This window comes from Legionella waltersii (assembly GCF_001468085.1).
Taxonomy (GTDB): domain Bacteria; phylum Pseudomonadota; class Gammaproteobacteria; order Legionellales; family Legionellaceae; genus Legionella; species Legionella waltersii.
This window is the reverse complement of record NZ_LNZB01000004.1, coordinates 1-19,095: the sequence shown is the minus strand read 5'-3', so window position 1 is coordinate 19,095 and position 19,095 is coordinate 1. Positions and strand designations below refer to the sequence as shown.

Sequence of the window (19,095 nt, the reverse complement as noted above, 5' to 3'; positions counted from 1 at the left end):
ACACTAAACGACTGAATTAAAATCAATTTTTAACGAGGAGATGGGAGGGGGGCGTGAGTCCTGCTAAATTTTGATGCGACTTAGCGTAACTTAGTGTAGTATGCGTATCTTATTAGGGATAAGTACAGTGTACTATGTTGCAAAAAATAATAAAAATTATAGACAAATTCATTTCTAAACTACCAGTTATATTGTTTGACGTATCAGCAATTCCAGTGTCTTGGTATATCGCTTATTGGTTACGATTTAACTTACAAACAAATCCCAGTAGTTTAACCTCAGTGCATTCGTTTTCTGCTTTGGCTTTACTCGCAATTGTACAGATAAGTTGCTTTTATTATTTCAAAATATACAGAGGATTATGGCGCTTTGCATCATTAAATGATGTCGTTAGGATTATAAAATCAGTTTTCACCGCAGTCATTTTAATCATTCCTGTGTTCTATTCAATGTCAATATTGCACTATATTCCAAGATCAGTATTTCCACTTTATGCCATTATCCTAACTACCTTTCTATGTGGTGGACGCCTAATGGTCCGATTGCAATGGGATAGACCTAATAAGCAAGGCAAAGAGGAGGAGATTAAAAAGGTTCTCGTCATCGGTGCTGGTCTTGCAGGGGAAGGGTTAATACGAGATTTAAAGCGCTTTGGCTATTATAAACCTGTGGGTATTGTGGATGACAATACCAGTAAGAGAGGGTTAGAAATACATGGTGTGCGGGTCTTAGGAACCATTGAGCAAATTTCAGAAATTGTAAATCGTCATCAAGTGGACCTAATCTTTATAGCAATTCCTTCTGCAAATTCGGCAGTCATGAGAAGAATTGTCCAATTGTGTGAGCAGACAAAAGTTGCATTTAGGACTTTACCAAGTATTTTAGCTTTAGCAGCTGGAAGGGTAGAGGTAAATGCACTACGACCTGTAAACATAGAAGATCTATTGGGCAGAGATCAAGTTGTGCTTGATTGGGATAAGATAGCTGACTCTATTTTCGGTAAGCAGATATTAGTTACAGGGGGCGGAGGATCTATAGGCTCTGAACTTTGCCGTCAAATAATGGCTTTATCCCCAAAGAGATTAGCTATCGTTGAGAACAGTGAATTTAATTTGTATAAAATTGAACAAGAATTACTTACTAAATTCCCAAATACTCCAGTTGATTTATGTTTAATCAATGTTACTGATGAAGTTGCAGTCAATGATCTTTTCCGTCGTTTCCAACCAGAGCTGGTTTTCCATGCTGCCGCCTACAAACATGTTCCTATGTTGCAAAATCAAATCAGAGTTGCAGTACAAAACAATGTCCTAGGAACTCAAATTGTTGCTAGAGCCAGTGCTCACTTCCAAGTTCAGAAATTCGTACTGATTTCTACGGACAAAGCTGTAAATCCGACTAACGTCATGGGGGCGACCAAACGAGTTGCTGAAATCTATTGTCAGAATCTAAATTTAAGGTCGGAAACTCAGTTTATCACTGTGCGTTTTGGTAATGTTTTAGGCTCTGCTGGGAGTGTTGTGCCACTGTTTCAAAAACAACTTGAGCAAGGTGGGCCAATCACCGTTACCCATCCTGATATGCAACGATATTTCATGACTATTCCTGAAGCATGTCAACTGATTTTACAAGCCATGGTTAATGGTTATGGTGGTGAAATCTTTGTTTTAGACATGGGTGACCCAGTTAAAATTAGTTATTTAGCTGAGCAGATGATTCGGTTAGCAGGTAAAGAACCTGGCAAAGATATTCAGATTGAATACACTGGGTTAAGGCCTGGTGAAAAAATGTTTGAAGAATTATTCCATGAAAGCGAACAACTGGCTACGACTCAACATTCGAAGTTGTTTAAGGCAAAATTTCGAGAGTTGGATTGGAATGATTTATCACAAACCATGCGCATGATGAATACGGCTTGTCATGAATACCAAGAGGATGAGCTATTAATTTTATTGAAGAGCTTAGTTCCAGAGTATAGTGTAGAAGGCATTGAAGAAGTCAGTAATTAAATCGTTTTCTGGTAAGGTAGAAGTAACATGATCATAAGCTATGAAGACTTTGAAAAAGTAGAGTTGCGATCAGGCACTGTTGTGAAGGTGGAAGAGTTTCCAAGAGCAAAGAAACCTGCCTATAAAGTATGGGTGGATTTTGGAGCAGAAATCGGTGTTCTTCAAACTTCGGCACAAGTCACAGTACACTATACTCCAGAAAGCCTAATTGGTCGCTCAGTGGTGGGGTGCGTTAACTTAGGTGAACGGAATATCGCCGGTTTTATTTCTCAGTTTCTGTTGGTAGGTTTTTCAGATGAGAAAGGCAACATATGCTTAATAACCACTGAACCTAGCGTACCTAATGGTCAAAAGTTACATTAGTTAGGCCCGCTCTCTGACGGCTGAGGAATCGACTCCTATTATTGTGTCCTAACTAATCTCTTCTCTGATTGTTAGTAAGCGTAGGTCTGGTGCTTCGCGCCTAATGGCCTGCCTTAAGCAGCGCCATTAGGTTCATCTATACGGCCCGCATCGGTCCGCTTGCTGACGCGCGCGGCTCGGTTTCTTCTTTGCTGTCTGAATCAAATCCTAGTCACAGCAGGAAGTGAACCGAGCCGCGCGCGTCAGCAAGCGGATACCGAACTATCCGCTTTCACGAATGACACTGCTTAAGGCAGGCCATTAGGCGAAGCCCCCGACCTTTGGTATAAATGCCCCATTTTAAAAAATGAGTCGGTTCTCAGCCCTTGCGGTCGCGGCTCGATTACTTTCTATTGCCAGTTAGGGACACGGACCTCCTCACTGGGGCCTGTCCCTTACACTGAAATCACTGTGGCGGGAATAAATCCTGGAATTTGACACGACTCTTAACATGCATAGCTTTACGTCTTACTTTAGCAATATCAAATAATTTATAGATAATCATTGGGACAACAAAACTCACCACGCCAATACCAAACGATACTTTGTACATCGGATCTTTATTAAGTACTAAGAAAAACAGAGCGCCAATCATGAGAATAATTGCAAGTATACCGGTATAGGGAGAATAGGGGGTCACATATCTAAGATCTTTGGTTGAATAGCCAGCTTTGTATAAGCGGTTTCTAAAGTTAATCTGAGACAAACATAAAGACAACCATGCTAAAGTACCAGTAAAACCAGAGACTAAAAGCAAAGCGATATAGAGTTTAGTTTGCCCAAAAAAATAACCAACGCCTAAAAGTACCCATACACCAATTAACGTGGCTATCACTGCATTCTGGGGAACCGCATTTTCGTTAAACTTAGAAAATGGATGAGGAGCCATTCCATCACGAGCTAGAGCATTTAACGAACGCACAGTGCCATAAAATCCTGAGTTGGCACAAGATAAAGTTGCTGAAAGAGTGACGAAACTCGTCACAGCGCCAGCCCATTTCAGGCCATAAAAATTAAGTGCATCAGCAAATACTGAGTTGGACAAGCCCGCTTTCTGCCAGGGGAAAATTAAAACCAAACAAAAGACTGGAATGATATAAAGAAATAAAATCCTCAATGTAACGTTGCGTATTGCATGAGGTATCATACGCGCAGGGTTTTCTGACTCCCCAGCTGCCAAGCCAATGATCTCAGAGCCTTGATAATTCACCAGCAATAGCACCATGGCGGTTAACAGGGACATTGCACCATTTGGAAGTAAACCACCATCTCCTGTTAAGTATTTTAATCCAATGATTCCCGTTGGCTCGGAGCCATGGATTAAGCCAAAAAATATAAGAGTTGCTAAAACAACAAAAGCCAGTAAAGAGACAATTTTGATAAGTGCAAGCCAAAATTCAATTTCACCAAAGGTATCTACTTTTGCTAAGTTAATGTAAGTAATGATAAACCCGAAACAAATGGCCCATAAGTAGCCGTTTATGCCAGTAAACATTTCCATGATAATTCCACCGGCAACGCACTCAGCAGGAATATAGGCGACCCAACTTATCCAATAGGACCATCCAACTCCACAAGCTACTGCGGGAGATATAAAGTCAGAGGTATAGGTAACAAATGATCCAGAAATAGGAATTGCAACAGCCAACTCACCCATGCAAAGCATGGTTAAAAAGATAATCAATCCGCCAAGCAAATAGGCAATGAAAACGGATGGTCCGACGAGATTGATGACTTCTCCAGTCCCTAAAAAATACCCGGATCCAATAATCCCACCCAAAGCGATAAGTTGAACATGGCGGTCCTTTAATCCTCGTCGATAACCACTATCTTTAATTGGCTTAGATAGCGTAGGAATGCTATTTTTCACAGGCTGTATATTCTCTCAAAATTAATTGGGTGAACCCTTTATGTTATATTTATCTCTAGTAATTTAAAACATTTCTTTTGTAAAAAAAAACTAATTTTCTGCTTTCATTTTCTAAAAAAGTCCGCGTTTATAGCATAATATTTTTCCAATTAAAAGAAAAAAGTGATTATCTATTTAATAAATTAAAAGTTATTGATTTTTACATATTGTATAGATTATAGGTGGTTTTGTAGTTTTGACCTGTCCGAGTGGATAATATATGATGAGATGTTGATGGGATGTAAGGAAGCAATATGCATAAGTTCATCATATGGATAATTATTACTTGTTCGCTCTCTTTTTCAGTATTTGCAGAAAAATCGGATTGCATTAATCGTCATTGTATTGCAGTTATCGATGCAGGAAGTACGGGCTCTCGGTTGCACATTTATTCATACGTTCTAGATGATACTAATACTCCAATTGATATTAAGGAAATTTGGAACAGGAAAGCTGTGCCAGGCTTATCAACCATAGAGCATGAACACAAATCCATATCAGTATACATGGAAAAGCTATTTGCTGATGCACCAGCTGTGACTATGCCAGTGTATTTTTATTCAACTGGAGGTATGAGACTTTTACCTAAAACGCATCACAAAAATGTCAATCAGCTCGTGGCTGATTGGTTCGATAAACAGTATTATTGGCGCTTAATCAAGGCAAGAACCATTTCAGGGACAGAAGAAGGGGTGTTTGCCTGGCTTGCTATAAATTATCAATTAAACTTATTCAATCAACAAGATACTACGCCAACTGGTGTCATGGATATCGGTGGAGCTTCAGTACAGATTGTTATACCCATTAAGGATGGAGGCGTCTTTAAAGGCAGAGATCTAGTGACTATGTCTATATATGGTAAAACCTATACGATTTACTCCCGTAGTTTTCTTGGTCTAGGTCAAAATGAAATGGGACATCAGTATTTTGATTTAAAATACTGTTACCCTAAAGAGTTCGAATTACCAAGGGGGCATTTGGGACAGGGGGATGCAAGCTTGTGTAAAAATGAAATCAGCATACTTGTTAATGATGTTCATTACGTGTCTAAAAAAGTGAACGGTATACTAAAATCAAACCCGGTAGACAAGTGGTATATTCTAGGAGGAATTACCTCCATGTTGCATGACAAACTATTCTCATTCAACAAAAATAAATTCACCATGAGTGAGCTTTTCAACTTAGCCGATCAAAACATTTGCCATCAAAAATGGTCTACATTAGAAGAAACCAACCCAGACAATTTTATGCTCTACAACTACTGCATGTTACCGTCCTACTTGTATGCCCTCATTGTAAATGGATACGGAATCAAAAACGATCAACAAATCAATTTTCTACCACAAAACAAGAACGCCGACTGGACCATCGGAGTGGTATTGCAACATCAACACACTAAAGTATACTAATCGTTAAGCCGCTGTAGCTCAGTTGGTAGAGCAGTTGATTCGTAATCAAAAGGTCTGCAGTTCGATTCTGCGCAGCGGCATTGTAAAATCAATAAGTTATGAAATTTTCTTGAGAATGTCTGTTTTTGTGTCGCATCTGTGTCGCAGATTAGTTAATAAAAAAATCAGAATAAATCATGATAAACTTAATTTTACAAAGTGATATTAATTATTGAGTGTAAGATGGATTATCAATTGTTTAATGGTTTTTTGAATGAATAAAAAAATACCGACGATTAAAGTCGTTTTTGATACCAATGTGCTTTTCACAAAATTTAATAATAAGTTATTTAATAAAGAAATTAGTGCATTAATAAAAAGGGAGTCAGAACGAGAAGATGTTGATTTATCATGGTATTTACCTGAAGTTGTTGTTATGGAAAGACAGCACCAGATGATGAGGGGGGCATTTGAATTATTACCTGCTGTATCTAAGTTAAATGATCTCCTTGGATCTTCTCAGGTAGTCAACGAAGATATTATAAAAAATAAAATAGATGAACACATCAATAATCAAATCATTAGCCATAAAATTCAAGTGTTAAATTTAAATACTTCTGATGTGGACTGGAAAAATCTTATTGATAGAGCTTGCTTTAGACTTGCACCTTTTTCAGCAGATGAAGAGGAAAAAGGGTTTAGAGATTCAATTATTGCACAAATATTTTTACAGCTAGTTGATTCAACTCAAAAAGCTGATGTGGATTGCAAGCTTTTTTTTATGACTAATGATGGGGAATTAAAAAAATATATTGAAGAAAAAATAAAAAATACCAGCAATGTTACCGTACTTATAAACACTCAAAGTTTAATCGGACATGTAAATGCTTTAACTACACATATTTCCGAAAAGACCCTAAAAAATTACATACAACTATCCAATAAATATTTTTTTGAGAAAGGAAACCCCACTTCCTTTTACTATGTTATGAATTTACGGGATCAGATTATTCGAAAATATGAAAATGCAAAACTTCGTTCTGTTGAACAAGGGCTTCTGCGTGAAAATAGAATTTGGCAAATTTATCCACCACAGTTTATTAAAAAAGAAAAAACAAGAATTTATTGGAGCACAAGAATTTCAATACCATTTATTTTGTATAAGTGGGAACCAACTTACATAACTGCTAATGGAATCAGCACTACGTCGAGTTTACTTAGTCCTTTTCAAATAGAATCAAGAGCAATACATACCCCTGTAACCCCAAAAATACCAACTAGTGTAACTCAGAACAATTCATTCCCAAGTGACTTATTACCTACGACAGGTTTATTTGGAGCTATTCCAGCTGGAGTTAATTTACCATTCAGTAATTCCCTGTCATCTTTAGAAGCGCAAAACACTAGGCAAGATGAACCAATATACTCCTTTACAGGAGAGCCATTGAATGGACTTCTCTCTGGCTCTGTTACAAAAAAAATTATTTCTCAAGGACAATCAGCTTTTGATATTGAATGGAGTGTGAATATTGGGCCTCACGATAAAGTATCTGATCCCCAACTTCATGAGATAGTGTATTTAAACATAGAATAGCCCAGCAAGTAAGTTGGGTCGTTTTGACCTGAGAGATCGTCACCTTTTTTTGAAAAATATTTTTGGCTAAGAATCAGTGTATTACTGAACGGATCTGAGTGATTTTGAGTAAAACCAATTTAAATTGGTGCTATTTGCTCTCTATTGTTAAAAAAGGTGACGATCTCTCAGGTCAAAACGACCCAATTTACTTGCTGCCAAGTTATTTCCGGAGCCGGCTTTTGGGGATGAAGACTATAAATTTAATACTTGATTAATTAGACATTCGATTGCTCTCTCTTATGTCGGTCTACCACGAATATGAAGAGTTTATAGAAATTGTTCTGGAAAATGGTTGGTTTAAACGCATTGTAAATTCTGGATGATCATTAAATTGTTTAAGTGAAATAATTTGATAGTCATTCTCAATATCAACAGTAAAACTGCCGATGTGCCAGTCACTAGATTTTGATTTCCGAGCTCTAATATATATTTTGCACTGTTTCTTTGATTTACATGCATCTATTAATTTATTTTTTTCAATATAGAATGTAAATTTATGCAAGATACTGCTGTCTAAAAAATCTGGTTTAGATAACTCTATTTTATTCGAATCTTGTGTTGCAAGTTCAATATCTATATAAGTAGGCATATCTGACCTTTCTATAACACTTTCAATTCTAATTATACTTTTATCTTCAATTAGAAGGCACATTTCTGGGGATTTTTTACAAATATAGTGATTTTTTTTATTTAGCCATTCGGTCGGTACCATTGGTAATAGATTTGCCTGTCTTCTTAAGCCAATCGTAAAATAATCAGGAAAGGGAGCCTGTCTCTTATACTTACAAAGACATTCAAACCCTAGATTATATCGTTTGCAATTAGCGCTCAAAAATTTATAAATGCCAGGGTGTTTTTGAGAATAAGGTGATATATCGTCAATTAATATTGGATAATCAGGCTTCTGCCAATTATAGAAGAAATCTTGATTATTACTTATTTCAGCATTACAAAGGCTTAGCTTATCTGAGTTAGATTTTGGTGTGCATTCAACAAATTTAGGGCATGTAATTGTTTTTAAACTACTTTGGGCATTAATAATTGAATTTTGAAAGAAAATTATAACAAAAAGGGTGAAAATTGTACTTCTTGAGATTTTCATAATGGCTTGAAGTATTAAAATTGATCAATTATATATGTGGAACTAAATTAGATCAATTCGTCTTCTTCTTGGGTTCAGGCATTTATTTAACAGTTTGACGTGCCTGTATATTGCAAGATTAGCCTTTATTAGACGTAGTCTAAATAAAGGTTGCGCTTGCTAACATATTCTTTAATAATATGAAATTTTGGTAATTTTTGTTTCAGCTGTTCATAACTATTTAGATTGATAATTTATACTACAATTTAATTAATTAAATTATACTTTTTTCAATGTAGTGAGGGTATGAATATGAAAGCATATCTAATTTTAACTGTTCTGGTTCTAACAGGATGTACTCAAGTATATTGGGAAAATCCTGATGTTTCTCCGCAGCAAAAAACAAAGGATTTTTATGAATGTGAAAAAGATATGCGACAAAGTTATTTTGAAAACAGCGTGAATGGTGCATATGAGCAATCAAGATTTGAAGCCCTCTGTTTAAAATCAAAAGGATATTCACAAGTTGAAAGATAATTGCAAATTGTATAGGAAAGAAAATAGAGCAAGGGCAGTAAGCATATTTCATATCAGAGGCAGTTATTTTAGATCGTTGCTTGCAAACGGGATTTAACTGACCTTATTCATTTGAATAAATATAAGGTTTTAAAAGCTCAACGAGCCGATGTCTATTAACTACGCCAGAAGCTGCCTGTTCAATAATATCTGGCAATTCACTATTTTCCTCCAAGGCATACCCATTCAAATCAAGAAAATAAGTGGCGCTCAGGAAGGCAGTTCGTTTATTACCATCGGGAAAAGCATGTGCTTTAGCAATGCCAATAATATAAATAGCTGTTAACTCAATAATATTATTGATGTGTTCATAGTGATGATACTGTTCAGCACGTTTAAGCGCGGATTCAAGTTTCCCTAAATCAGTAACCGAAGCATTAGATAATATTTCACTTTGAATAAATACTACATCTTCTACAGTTAAAAAAATTAATTCCATTATTTATCCGCTAAAGCTTTAATAGTGGCTGCATGTCGTTCTTTTAGTTTAGCAATCGTCTGAGCACGCTTCTTGTACTTTGCTTCTTCAAGTTGAGCCTCTGTCGGTGTGCCAATCTTTCCTATAATAAAAGGTTTTTGACCTTTGCGAGTAAAGCAGATTTGCTCACCATTGGCGATTTTTTCCATGATTTCACATAAATGTTCGCGCATATGAGTATAAGACACTGTTTGCATGGTTTTCTCCATATTTTCTGTACATGTACAGTATAGTAGTTTTTATATACTTGTTTCAAGTTAACTTGGCTAAAAGATTTCCAACCTAACACAATGTGCTAAATCATTGAATCGGCGTTTTATCATAATTGCGACACCAAGGGGACGCGCTCCAATTCAAATGGTATATTTTTTAGTGGAGCACTTCTCCATTGGCTGTTCTTCAATTATGGGGAAGTTTTTAGAGTTTAGGATAGAGTCAAAATTTGTTGCCAAGGCAAGAAAAAGTTGAATAAAAATCGATCACTTGCTACTCTGCACGTTTCATTTCAAGTGGCATGGGTAATTGCGAATTGAGTTTTTGTAGTTTCTCAGCATATTAGCTTAATGTTGAAGTACCTATAATTAAAAACGAACACATGGCGTATGTGTTGTGAATTAAGTTTAATGAATGTTTTATATATAATTTGTAAGTAATTTAATAAGTGGTAAAAATGAGTAACAAAAAAATTGGCTTTAAAATATTTAACTACGTAAAGAGTTTTTATATTAAATCAAATGTTAGAATATTATCAGCACTAAACGATACATTAGCCATGGTATCTATCGTCGGTATAATCATCCTGCTGACGTTTTGTTTGTCAGGTAATAGTACAATAAATTGTATAATACTTTTATTTGCTACAGGAAATTTATTAGGGGCTTATTTTAACAGATCATTTAAAACCAAACTATCTGCCATACTATCTGGATTATGGACATTTTTTTTGACTTTATACATAGGGCTGATGATTGTGTCTATCTTCTTCGGTATCCTAAGAGAACTTTCTAATCCATCATTAGATACACTGAATTTATTTTACAGTTCACTCTCCATTATTTATTTAATATTTAATTATTTAAAGGAGCATATTGAATTTATTATAATCGGTATATTTTGTTTTTTTATTTTGAAAAGTATTACTATATATTTTCAAGGACTTGTTAATCAAATTACTATGGCAATAAATAAAAATGCAATTTGTGCCTGCTGTAGAGGCAGATGCGTTAATAAAGAATATGAAGACTAAATTTTTGGATGGAATGGGTTTGATTGTGTTATTAATAAACTTTCCCATCAATTGTATGCCGCCCCTGCAGCATTGAAATACTTACATTAGCACTTTCACCCCGGCTACATAAGCTCCTATAGATTATCAATCTTATCTTATATTATTGTATTTAACTTTCTCTCTGGAGTTAATGACAATTAGGTATTGTGGAGCATATTTGAGTAGCTAGTTTATCGGCTTTAAGTAAACCTTTATGTGAAGCAAGATATTCTTTTAAAACCTCATTAACTTTTATTTCAGCATCATATCCCAAAGCTTTTGATACCTTAAACCAAGCATAAGCTTTAGTTATGTTCGTAATGTTATTATTTTTTTTCTTTAATTCTTTTTGAGAGTAGATTACTCCTACATTGTAGGCAGCATATTTGCGGACTCGTGAAAGATCTACTTCTGCTTTTGCCGCTTTTTTAAAATAGAGAAGAGCCTTTTCCTCATTTTGAAGAACTCCAACTCCTTCAAGATACATTCTGCCAAGAGAAAAACTAAATGAGTCGTGTAAGTTATCATTTGCCTGAGTAAGTAAGTAAAACGCATCAGAATATTCATTTTTTTCTAAAAGCCAATCACCTAGTCTTCCTGAGCACCAAAAATTATTTTTTAAAGAGCACTTAAGCAATTCACTAACAAATTCTTTGTCATTTAATTTTTTATTGTAATGCCGAAGGGATAGATTATTTGCTATGGATAGCATTGAGGATTGTTTGGATGTGAACCAAGAAGTATCAGGGTTATAAGTTTTTATATCTGCAGAGATTACAACATTGGAAACACAAAGAATGATCAATAATAGTAATTTTTTCATTTAACACGCCGTTTATTGCTGGCTAATAGCTTTCTGTTACACAAAGAAAATAGCCTCATTTAAAAATGAGTTACTGCACCGAGTTTTTATTGTTGGTTTTAAGTAAAAGGAAATACTTATCGGGTGATAACTATAGGTTAGTGGTTATATATTAGTCACTTGGGTCGAATGCTAAGAAATATCACATATTCTGTCAAGTAAATGAAGCGTATTTTGGTTTACGGCAGTATTAATCATAATGATAATTTAAAACCTGGTTAATGATAGTTAACAATTTGGAGGTAATCGTCTCATTACCAAATGTATTCTTCATTAATTTCAATGTAAACCATTACAAAAAAAATGGGGCAATTGGGACAGTGGGGACAAACTTATAAACATTAGATTTTATGTGTCCCAATGTAAAAAGTTCGTTTGGGACAAATGGGACAAATCTTGCCAGATAATTTTTTAAGTAACAAACAATATCATATAATAACAATCAGATCACCAGGCTTTAAAAGGCTTGACGGCCTTTTAAATTCCAAGCAATACTTATCGCGAGCAGTAAACTTTTGCGGATCCACGGTTCTGTAAAAGTCATGGAAAATGAAATATCACGACTATTATCCGGCCGGACAGTCAACTGATATTCATCGAGCAGGACGCATACCGTCGGCATTAAGCTGAATGAATAATCATTTGATGAGGTTCCATATGAATAAAAAACTATCTCGTTTACAACTATTAAACGAATTTGAATCTGCACCAACTTCTGCGTTGTTTAATCAACACACTTTGGCGGCTGTTTTAGATTGTTCCACTCAACTTTTGGAGCGCAATCGTTGGGAAGGAAAGGGCGTTCCCTACCTTAAAATAGGCCGTAAGGTTTTGTATCGAAAAAGTGACGTGTTGTCTTTTCTACAACAACAGAAAATCTATCGCTCTACTGGTGACCGAGGTGAACTGCTTTCACTGGTCAACGAATAAAACCCATAGAAGAAATAGATTGTTCACGGATGGATAGGGTTTCTATCTTCCTTGGACGTTGTCGGAGAAACAGTGATGTTGCAAAATCAAATTATTACGTTAAAAAACAAAAACGGTCATAGTCCTATTATCTGCGAATATGCAGGAGGTCATTTTAAATTAAATGAACAGGGTGTGTCTTTCTTGGGAAAAGATAAAGACGGTAATCCAATGGCGCCAAAGTGGATTTGTTCTCCTTTGTATGTTGTGGCTAAAACTCGTGATGCTAAAAGTGGGGAGTGGGGTCGATTACTTGAGTGGCAGGATGATGATGGAGTCATTCATCAATGGGCAATGCCATTAGCCTTGTTACAAGGAGACGCTTCTGAAGTAAGACGAGAATTGGCTAGTCTTGGTTTAACTATTTCACCTCATAGAGTTGTTCGGGATTTACTGGCTACCTATTTGCAGGTGTTTCCTGTTGAAGATCGGGCACGTTGTGTCGAGAAATTGGGGTGGCATGAAAACCTCTTTGTAACTCCCTCACAAATCTTCGGACACTCCTCTGAAAAAATTGTTTTTCAAAATAGCCATGCGATTGAATCTGCTATGTCTGTTTCCGGTACTGTAGATGATTGGCGAGAATCAATAGGCCGTCTTGCCTCTGGCAATTCTCGGTTAGTTTTCACTATATCCGCTGCTTTTGCTCCTGCTTTAGCAAAGATTGCTGGTGAAGATTCAGGTGGATTTCATTTTAGAGGTGCATCTTCTAGTGGTAAAAGCACTGCTTTAAAAGTAGCGGCTTCGGTTTGGGGTAATCCCCAAGCATATTGTCGATTATGGCGCAGTACTACGAATGGACTTGAAGGATTAGCTGCTTTGCATAACGATGGCTTATTAATTCTGGATGAATTAAGTCAGATGGATCCCAAAGAAGCAGGGGAGGCGGCTTACTTGCTGGCCAATGGTCAAGGTAAAACACGAGCCTCACGTCATGGAACAGTCAAACCATCGTCTCGATGGTCATTGTTCTTTCTATCTGCTGGAGAGGAATCATTGATGTCTTTGATGGCTAGAGCTGGACAGAAAACCAATACGGGTCAAGAGATACGGTTGGCGGATATTGAAGCTGATGCTGGTTTAAATAAGGGGATTTTTGAAAAAATCCATAATCAACTCAGTCCAGCTACAATGTCCTTATCCTTAAAGGAATATTCCAGTAAGTATTATGGTGCAGTTGGGATGGCATGGCTGCAAAAGGTCGTGGCAAATCAATCAAGCATTGCAACTGGCATTGCTGACGCGATGCAAGAGTTTGTTAATAGTGCTGTCTTTCCGGATTCAACGGGACAAATTATCCGCGTAGCCCGACGGTTTGCCTTGGTTGCTGTCGCTGGCGAATTGGCTAGCCAGTATGGATTGACCGGCTGGCAAAAAGGCGAGGCTACCTATGCAGCTTACAAATGTTATAGAACATGGCTGGAACATTTTGGCATGGAGGGCAATAAGGAGGACAGAGCGATATTAGCTCAAGTCAGAGCCTTCTTTGAATCTCATGGTGCCAGTCGGTTTGATAATATCAGAACGCCAAACAATGAAAGGATTCAGAATCGTGCTGGATTTTACCTTACCGATGATGCAGGTTTTCGCGTGTATATGGTATTAACGGAAGTCTTTAAAAAAGAGCTATGCATGGGGTTTGAGCCTAGAATGGTAGTCCGTGTATTAATGAATGAAGGTTGGTTAAAGCCAGCAGCAGATGGATCGCCCTCTCATAAACCAAGAATTAAGGGAGTTGGAACACCCAGACTATACATGTTTACAGATAAAATCTGGGGTGGGGAGTAATCTTATTTCGATAAATCAGAATTATTTGTCCCAATATTTTGAAATATTGGGACATCTTGGGACAGCTACAAGCCAGCATTTACGGGCTGTCCCTCATGTCCCAATTGTCCCAGATAAATTTTTATTCTTTAAGATATAACCAAAGTGTATTTCGAGATTTTATTCCCATCTCATCACGTATCAGCAAACAAGACTTGTAATTTTCATATTCAGGCAGCAGCCAAGAATACATTTGTTTGGCATACAAATATCGCCAGCTTTTGGTACTGGATAAACGGTGCTTTGTTAATGCACTGCGCCAGATGATGCGGATTTCCTCATAAGATTTTAATTGGAGCAAGTTACCATCTTGTTGCGTGAGCCAGTTAAAAAGATTGAGTACCGCTTTCTGGTTTTCGGTTCGTACAGGTATGGTACGGTCGCTGGAATTAAAAGCAATGTCTCGTGTTATCCAAAGTGAGTCTTCTCTAACTTGGATATGTGGCTTAGCCAGAATTGCTTCTTTGAAAGTGAGTCCAAACTCTGTTTGTAAGCCCATGATTATTCTGGCTATAGGATCGTGAAGCGATTTCCAAATATCTGGAGAGATTGTTTTCTTTCTCTTTTTTCTTGCTTTAGGTCTTGAGAGTTCGAGCGATTGATTATCAATATTAGCAATAGAACAATTGTTCATCTGCAAAAAACGACGAATGATGGTCATGTATCGCATAATAGTGACTGGATTGATATCCTGCTTTTTCCAGTAATGCACCAGCTTGTGAACTTGCTCAGATTGCAACGCCTGCCATGAAGGTGGCATTTGCCGTATAACAAACAAGTCATCAATCATCTTATGGATGACATAGGCACGGTGTTTCCGATACAGGTATTTACCTTGCCTATCCTGTTTGATTTGTCGATTAGCGAATTGTCTTAAGGATTTTGTACGCATCTTCCTATCCGCAAAAAAGTGTTAAAAAATAAATTGCCCTGTGTATTGTTTAGTGTTGGTCGAGCGGTTCACTCTCTGTTGAAACCCGGCAAAGCCGTAAAGCTCGAAGAAGGGGGCAAATCAATCGTTATAAGGCAAACGATCTCGCCAGTACTGCTAGTTTTTTTGTGGTTTTTTCTCCTCAATAAAATAAAAGTAAGTGAAAGCAATAAAGCAGAGCTTTATCTCTGATCCATGGTCAAATGAAATGACTTAGAGTTCCGAAGAACTCCCCTTACCGAATGGTAAAGGTTCCTGAAGGGTTTCCCGACTATACGTCCAGCCACAAAGTTAGGGAATGAGAGTGGCTTAGCATAAGACGCCTAAGCGTTTCATCGGATTTTCACCGATTCATCAGTCATGCTTCATCTAAAAAATAGCAAAGTGCAGATCTGGGGGCAAGACTCTTACAAGGAATATTTTGTCCTATCTTATCTGGTGCGTTAGGACAAAAGATCTTTTAAGTCTTAGTGTTGGAGGGTTAGTGATGTCGAATATTTCTGCGTCACTGCTGGAAAATGGCAGTGACGCAATTATTTAATATTTAATTATACATTTTAAGCAACTAAATTTAGTTGCAGATTAACTGTATTAAACTATACTTTTATTATGGATATTATATGGTGTGGCAATGACCCAAATAGATAAAATAAAAAACAGGTTGTTGAGTTTCCCTAAAGATTTTACTTGGAATGAGCTAACTAAGCTTCTGGGTAATTTGGGGTTTAAAGAATGTAACAAGGGTAAGACAAGTGGTTCACGTGTTAGTTTTATACATGATAGGTACCGTATGATAAGTTTACACAAACCGCATAATCCCTCGATACTGAGATCTTACCAAGTAAAGCAGATAATTGAGCAACTCCAAGATGAGGGGTTATTATGAAGAATATGATGATATATAAAGGTTATTATGGCTCCATAATGACAGATCTAGAGGAAAATATTTTATATGGAAAGCTGGAATTTATAAGAGATTTAGTGAGTTATGAAGGAAATACGCCAAAAGATCTTAGAAATGCATTTGAAGAAGCTGTAGATGATTATTTGGATACTTGTGAGCAAACAGATAGAACTCCTGAAAAACCATTTAAAGGATCTTTTAGTATACGTATTGGAGAAGATTTTCATGCACAAGCAGCTATTGCAGCATTTGAAAAAGGTATAAGTTTAAATGAATTTGTTAAACTATCTATTGAAAATGAATTAAGAAAAATAAATTTTTTTAAAGAAAAAGAAAAAATCGAAACATCTATAGAGGATGAAAACAAGGATGTATTTTTTAACCCTAAATCTAATTTTTAGTAAAGTTTGTTGACAGGACATTTTGACAATTAATTTTAAAGAAGAATTTCTTCGTTATTGTTCAGAGCAACATTGGCGAAGAATATATTTGTAGTTAAAATCTTAAGATATTTATATTAAAGACTTATTTTTTCTCTAAGCAAGTTTGCAATTAAATTGGATCGATGGGGTCAGAAATTACTCGAATTAATGTAAAACATCTTTGGTGAGAGATTACATTGTCATCTGTCTTTTTGAATTAATCATTACTAAAATGATAATAACCATGATCTTCCGCGTATGAGCGCAAAGTTTCAGTATCATGTGGGTCAATTAAGTCATAGTATTCCTCAGGAGTGTAATGAGTTCTATGAGTGAAATGATTTCCCAAATTAGGTGCGGAGAGCACACCATAGCCACTTAACTTGAGTCCGCAAGCTATACATGAAAATTGTGTAGGTATAACTGATTGTCGAACAACTATCTCTCCTTCTTTATGTTCTATCTGTTCCTTACCATACGTATCACCTTGAACTATAGCTGCGCTTTCACAAGCAGGACATTTAACACGATGATGCTTTTTATGAGACATAATTTCACTTTGCTTTTCTGCTTTTTCTTTTAGTTCACTCTTTTCTATTTCTTCTTTTTCATTAAATACTTTTTTATAAGCTGCAATATCATTTTGAATTTTTGTTTTTACTTCATCGGCAACATCTTTTATTACAGCCTCGGCAATCTTGGCCTCATCATCTCCAAACAAGTTTGTTAAGTTTTCACTTTGGGATTCAGCTAGTATTTTACAACATTTATAGAAACCGGCGATCCATTGTTGGGTAGAATATTCTTGAAAAGCAGCAGTGCCTGAGTGCAGCTCTTCATTTCGTCGGCCAGTAAGGGCGGAAGCGAGTTTTAGTTCTTCTTCGGTGAAGCTAGGAATTAATGTTTTACATAGGCTCAAGACTTGATTTGTTGGAATAGATTTTCTCGAAATTTTTGCAGAGCCAAGATCTAATGCGATTAATAAATATTTATGATCTTTGTCTGGTTCGGCTAGAAGAGTTGGACTAAACTTTGCTATTGCTGATCTTGCTAGTAGTTCCAGCCCCATAGAGCACCAAAGACCAAAGCTATCATCTTCTCTATCTGTATTCAGAGCTCTTTCAAAATATAATCTAGATTTTGTCCACAATGATTCTCTATCCCAGCCCATATATTATCCCACATATATTCGCATCAATTTTCTATTCCTTTCTGAGTAAGGAATAGCTCCTCGTCCGTGTAATATTTTCCAATTGTCTAATATTATTGCTTTATTACCACTCCAATTAATAGTACTTCTTTTTTGTTTTATTAACCATTTAATAAGTTCGGTATGAAATATTTTTGACTCATTATTAACTGGGATCATGCAGTTAGTATCAAATCTGAAACCATCTTTCGAGCCGTTTTTGAAATAAAATGATGTATATCTCTTTCCTTCGATAGTTTTAATTAAATAGATACTATTTTGGGCCTTTCTTAGGGCTTGCTGATTGGGTTCTGAAAAGAAATCAGTTAAGTTTAAAATACTTGTGCTACAGTTACTTTTATTGAACATGCCCATTACAACATATCTTGCTGGAATAGGCCAAAAAGCTGTGTCAGTATGCAATGGAAACTCTGAAAAACCGTATATATTAGAGAGAGTCCCTTTGATTGAGTTTTTTCCATCTGAGGGGATAAGAGAGGATACAATTTCACCATTGGGATGATGTTGAATAATACCCAAATTTCTTGCTATTAAAAGTAAATCATTTAAAGAGGAAATTCCTTCAATTTCGATCCACCCTTGTTCTTCCAATTTTTTTAGGTTAATCATTTATTCTACTGTCTTAATTAAATTTAATAACTTGTAGTCATAATAACTTATTAATTTATTGAATTAATCAATCGTTTTCAAATTATTAAGATGGATCGTACAGGTTCACATTCAGAATTATAATTAAATTGTATATTAGTGTTTTTGAAAAGACATTCAGCTGTCAAGGATTACTTGACTACTGGATGTCGATTTTATTGACAGTGAGTTTTTGGCAATTTGCAATTTTCCCGAAAAATGAATTTTAAGCGCAATATACTTCTATTTTAATATTCCTTAATTAGAGTAAATAATTTTTTTATTATGCTGAGTATTCATTATAATATGAATATCATCTGGTGATATCTTATCCTTTTATTAAAGGGTAAAAACTAGATGGCTTATTTGTATTAAATAATGCGGGGAAAAATGAAAACACTTCAAATTGGTATTATGCCACGAGATAAATTTCAGAGTCGTACTATTGAAATTGCTTCTGGCCGTTATAAACCTAAGAAAAATGAGCCTAAGATTTGGTTTGGCTCAATTATAATGCCCCCCAAAATTTAGACCACACAAAGAGTAAAATTTGAGAGATAATAGCCTCTGACAGGAGGTTGTTATATGAGTAAATAT

Annotated in this window: 18 protein-coding genes and 1 tRNA gene; 11 read left to right on the top strand and 8 right to left on the bottom strand. The window is 36.0% G+C overall.

The genetic code is table 11. The annotated features are described in order from the left end of the window. Positions 1-134: 134 nt before the first annotated feature. The gene (locus Lwal_RS00570) at positions 135-2,009 is read left to right on the top strand and encodes a polysaccharide biosynthesis protein (protein ID WP_058478986.1); all 1,875 of its coding nucleotides are present in this window, start codon (positions 135-137) and stop codon (positions 2,007-2,009) included. A gap of 27 nt (positions 2,010-2,036) precedes the next feature. Beyond that, positions 2,037-2,372 carry a tRNA-binding protein gene (locus Lwal_RS00565; protein ID WP_058478985.1) on the top strand — a complete coding sequence of 112 codons (336 nt, stop codon included), beginning with the start codon at positions 2,037-2,039 and terminating at the stop codon, positions 2,370-2,372. 445 nt (positions 2,373-2,817) lie between these two features. Here Lwal_RS00565 and Lwal_RS00560 read toward each other — a convergent pair whose 3' ends face one another. Beyond that, a complete protein-coding gene (locus Lwal_RS00560; RefSeq protein ID WP_058478984.1) occupies positions 2,818-4,281 on the bottom strand; it encodes an amino acid permease in 1,464 nt (487 codons plus the stop codon). 293 nt (positions 4,282-4,574) lie between these two features. Between Lwal_RS00560 and Lwal_RS00555 the strand changes: the two genes are divergently transcribed. The 3 genes from Lwal_RS00555 (at position 4,575) to Lwal_RS00545 (ending at position 7,302) form a co-directional block, all read left to right on the top strand. Beyond that, complete coding sequence (locus Lwal_RS00555; protein ID WP_058478983.1) at positions 4,575-5,729, top strand: acetate and sugar kinases/Hsc70/actin family protein; 1,155 nt, start codon at positions 4,575-4,577, stop codon at positions 5,727-5,729. Between the two features lie 7 nt (positions 5,730-5,736). Further along, positions 5,737-5,809 (top strand) — tRNA-Thr (locus tag Lwal_RS00550). Positions 5,810-5,982: 173 nt separating this feature from the next. Continuing rightward, a complete protein-coding gene (locus Lwal_RS00545) occupies positions 5,983-7,302 on the top strand; it encodes a PIN domain-containing protein (protein ID WP_058478982.1) in 1,320 nt (439 codons plus the stop codon). A gap of 289 nt (positions 7,303-7,591) precedes the next feature. Here Lwal_RS00545 and Lwal_RS00540 read toward each other — a convergent pair whose 3' ends face one another. Then, positions 7,592-8,446 (bottom strand): hypothetical protein, encoded by an 855-nt coding sequence (locus Lwal_RS00540; protein ID WP_058478981.1) that lies wholly within the window; start codon positions 8,444-8,446, stop codon positions 7,592-7,594. Between the two features lie 291 nt (positions 8,447-8,737). Here Lwal_RS00540 and Lwal_RS00535 point away from each other — a divergent pair, with 291 nt between their 5' ends. Beyond that, on the top strand, positions 8,738-8,962 hold the full coding sequence (locus tag Lwal_RS00535) for a hypothetical protein (RefSeq protein ID WP_058478980.1): 225 nt from the start codon (positions 8,738-8,740) through the stop codon (positions 8,960-8,962). A gap of 103 nt (positions 8,963-9,065) precedes the next feature. Here the strand turns inward: Lwal_RS00535 and Lwal_RS00530 are convergent, their stop codons facing one another. Both Lwal_RS00530 and Lwal_RS00525 read right to left on the bottom strand, forming a co-directional pair. Next, complete coding sequence (locus Lwal_RS00530; RefSeq protein ID WP_058478979.1) at positions 9,066-9,440, bottom strand: type II toxin-antitoxin system death-on-curing family toxin; 375 nt, start codon at positions 9,438-9,440, stop codon at positions 9,066-9,068. After that, entirely contained in the window at positions 9,440-9,676 is a 237-nt protein-coding gene (locus tag Lwal_RS00525; RefSeq protein ID WP_035893860.1) for a hypothetical protein, read from the bottom strand. Before Lwal_RS00525 ends, Lwal_RS00530 begins: the two co-directional genes overlap by 1 nt. A gap of 473 nt (positions 9,677-10,149) precedes the next feature. Between Lwal_RS00525 and Lwal_RS00520 the strand changes: the two genes are divergently transcribed. Continuing rightward, on the top strand, positions 10,150-10,725 hold the full coding sequence (locus Lwal_RS00520) for a hypothetical protein (protein ID WP_058478978.1): 576 nt from the start codon (positions 10,150-10,152) through the stop codon (positions 10,723-10,725). A 169-nt stretch (positions 10,726-10,894) separates the two neighbouring features. Here Lwal_RS00520 and Lwal_RS00515 read toward each other — a convergent pair whose 3' ends face one another. Beyond that, positions 10,895-11,569, bottom strand: a complete 675-nt coding sequence (locus tag Lwal_RS00515) for a tetratricopeptide repeat protein (RefSeq protein WP_058478977.1) — start codon at positions 11,567-11,569, stop codon at positions 10,895-10,897. A gap of 696 nt (positions 11,570-12,265) precedes the next feature. On the opposite strand from Lwal_RS00515, the gene Lwal_RS00510 reads away from it, so the two are divergent. Both Lwal_RS00510 and Lwal_RS00505 read left to right on the top strand, forming a co-directional pair. Further along, a complete protein-coding gene (locus Lwal_RS00510; RefSeq protein WP_058478976.1) occupies positions 12,266-12,538 on the top strand; it encodes a MerR family transcriptional regulator in 273 nt (90 codons plus the stop codon). Positions 12,539-12,613: 75 nt separating this feature from the next. Then, entirely contained in the window at positions 12,614-14,365 is a 1,752-nt protein-coding gene (locus Lwal_RS00505) for a DUF927 domain-containing protein (protein WP_058478975.1), read from the top strand. A 121-nt stretch (positions 14,366-14,486) separates the two neighbouring features. Here Lwal_RS00505 and Lwal_RS00500 read toward each other — a convergent pair whose 3' ends face one another. Next, positions 14,487-15,296, bottom strand: a complete 810-nt coding sequence (locus Lwal_RS00500) for an integrase domain-containing protein (RefSeq protein ID WP_058478974.1) — start codon at positions 15,294-15,296, stop codon at positions 14,487-14,489. 670 nt (positions 15,297-15,966) lie between these two features. On the opposite strand from Lwal_RS00500, the gene Lwal_RS18145 reads away from it, so the two are divergent. Then, a complete protein-coding gene (locus tag Lwal_RS18145) occupies positions 15,967-16,221 on the top strand; it encodes a type II toxin-antitoxin system HicA family toxin (protein WP_058478972.1) in 255 nt (84 codons plus the stop codon). Beyond that, positions 16,218-16,640 (top strand): type II toxin-antitoxin system HicB family antitoxin, encoded by a 423-nt coding sequence (locus tag Lwal_RS00485; RefSeq protein ID WP_065235631.1) that lies wholly within the window; start codon positions 16,218-16,220, stop codon positions 16,638-16,640. The genes Lwal_RS18145 and Lwal_RS00485 overlap by 4 nt, the downstream gene beginning before the upstream one ends. A 238-nt stretch (positions 16,641-16,878) precedes the next feature. On the opposite strand, the gene Lwal_RS00480 is transcribed toward Lwal_RS00485, so the two are convergent. Beyond that, complete coding sequence (locus Lwal_RS00480; protein WP_058478971.1) at positions 16,879-17,832, bottom strand: hypothetical protein; 954 nt, start codon at positions 17,830-17,832, stop codon at positions 16,879-16,881. A gap of 3 nt (positions 17,833-17,835) precedes the next feature. Continuing rightward, a complete protein-coding gene (locus Lwal_RS00475; protein WP_058478970.1) occupies positions 17,836-18,480 on the bottom strand; it encodes a hypothetical protein in 645 nt (214 codons plus the stop codon). Between the last annotated feature and the right edge of the window lie 615 nt (positions 18,481-19,095).

What these genes read in the sequence shown, in the direction of transcription:
- Lwal_RS00530 (WP_058478979.1), bottom strand. Translation starts at nt 9,440, where the DNA reads ATGGAATTAATTTTTTTAACTGTAGAAGATGTAGTATTTATTCAAAGT.
- Lwal_RS00510 (WP_058478976.1), top strand. Translation starts at nt 12,266, where the DNA reads ATGAATAAAAAACTATCTCGTTTACAACTATTAAACGAATTTGAATCT.
- Lwal_RS00540 (WP_058478981.1), bottom strand. Translation starts at nt 8,446, where the DNA reads ATGAAAATCTCAAGAAGTACAATTTTCACCCTTTTTGTTATAATTTTC.
- Lwal_RS00570 (WP_058478986.1), top strand. Translation starts at nt 135, where the DNA reads ATGTTGCAAAAAATAATAAAAATTATAGACAAATTCATTTCTAAACTA.
- Lwal_RS00505 (WP_058478975.1), top strand. Translation starts at nt 12,614, where the DNA reads ATGTTGCAAAATCAAATTATTACGTTAAAAAACAAAAACGGTCATAGT.
- Lwal_RS00485 (WP_065235631.1), top strand. Translation starts at nt 16,218, where the DNA reads ATGAAGAATATGATGATATATAAAGGTTATTATGGCTCCATAATGACA.
- Lwal_RS00565 (WP_058478985.1), top strand. Translation starts at nt 2,037, where the DNA reads ATGATCATAAGCTATGAAGACTTTGAAAAAGTAGAGTTGCGATCAGGC.
- Lwal_RS18145 (WP_058478972.1), top strand. Translation starts at nt 15,967, where the DNA reads ATGACCCAAATAGATAAAATAAAAAACAGGTTGTTGAGTTTCCCTAAA.
- Lwal_RS00480 (WP_058478971.1), bottom strand. Translation starts at nt 17,832, where the DNA reads ATGGGCTGGGATAGAGAATCATTGTGGACAAAATCTAGATTATATTTT.
- Lwal_RS00525 (WP_035893860.1), bottom strand. Translation starts at nt 9,676, where the DNA reads ATGCAAACAGTGTCTTATACTCATATGCGCGAACATTTATGTGAAATC.
- Lwal_RS00475 (WP_058478970.1), bottom strand. Translation starts at nt 18,480, where the DNA reads ATGATTAACCTAAAAAAATTGGAAGAACAAGGGTGGATCGAAATTGAA.
- Lwal_RS00545 (WP_058478982.1), top strand. Translation starts at nt 5,983, where the DNA reads ATGAATAAAAAAATACCGACGATTAAAGTCGTTTTTGATACCAATGTG.
- Lwal_RS00520 (WP_058478978.1), top strand. Translation starts at nt 10,150, where the DNA reads ATGAGTAACAAAAAAATTGGCTTTAAAATATTTAACTACGTAAAGAGT.
- Lwal_RS00500 (WP_058478974.1), bottom strand. Translation starts at nt 15,296, where the DNA reads ATGCGTACAAAATCCTTAAGACAATTCGCTAATCGACAAATCAAACAG.
- Lwal_RS00535 (WP_058478980.1), top strand. Translation starts at nt 8,738, where the DNA reads ATGAAAGCATATCTAATTTTAACTGTTCTGGTTCTAACAGGATGTACT.
- Lwal_RS00515 (WP_058478977.1), bottom strand. Translation starts at nt 11,569, where the DNA reads ATGAAAAAATTACTATTATTGATCATTCTTTGTGTTTCCAATGTTGTA.
- Lwal_RS00555 (WP_058478983.1), top strand. Translation starts at nt 4,575, where the DNA reads ATGCATAAGTTCATCATATGGATAATTATTACTTGTTCGCTCTCTTTT.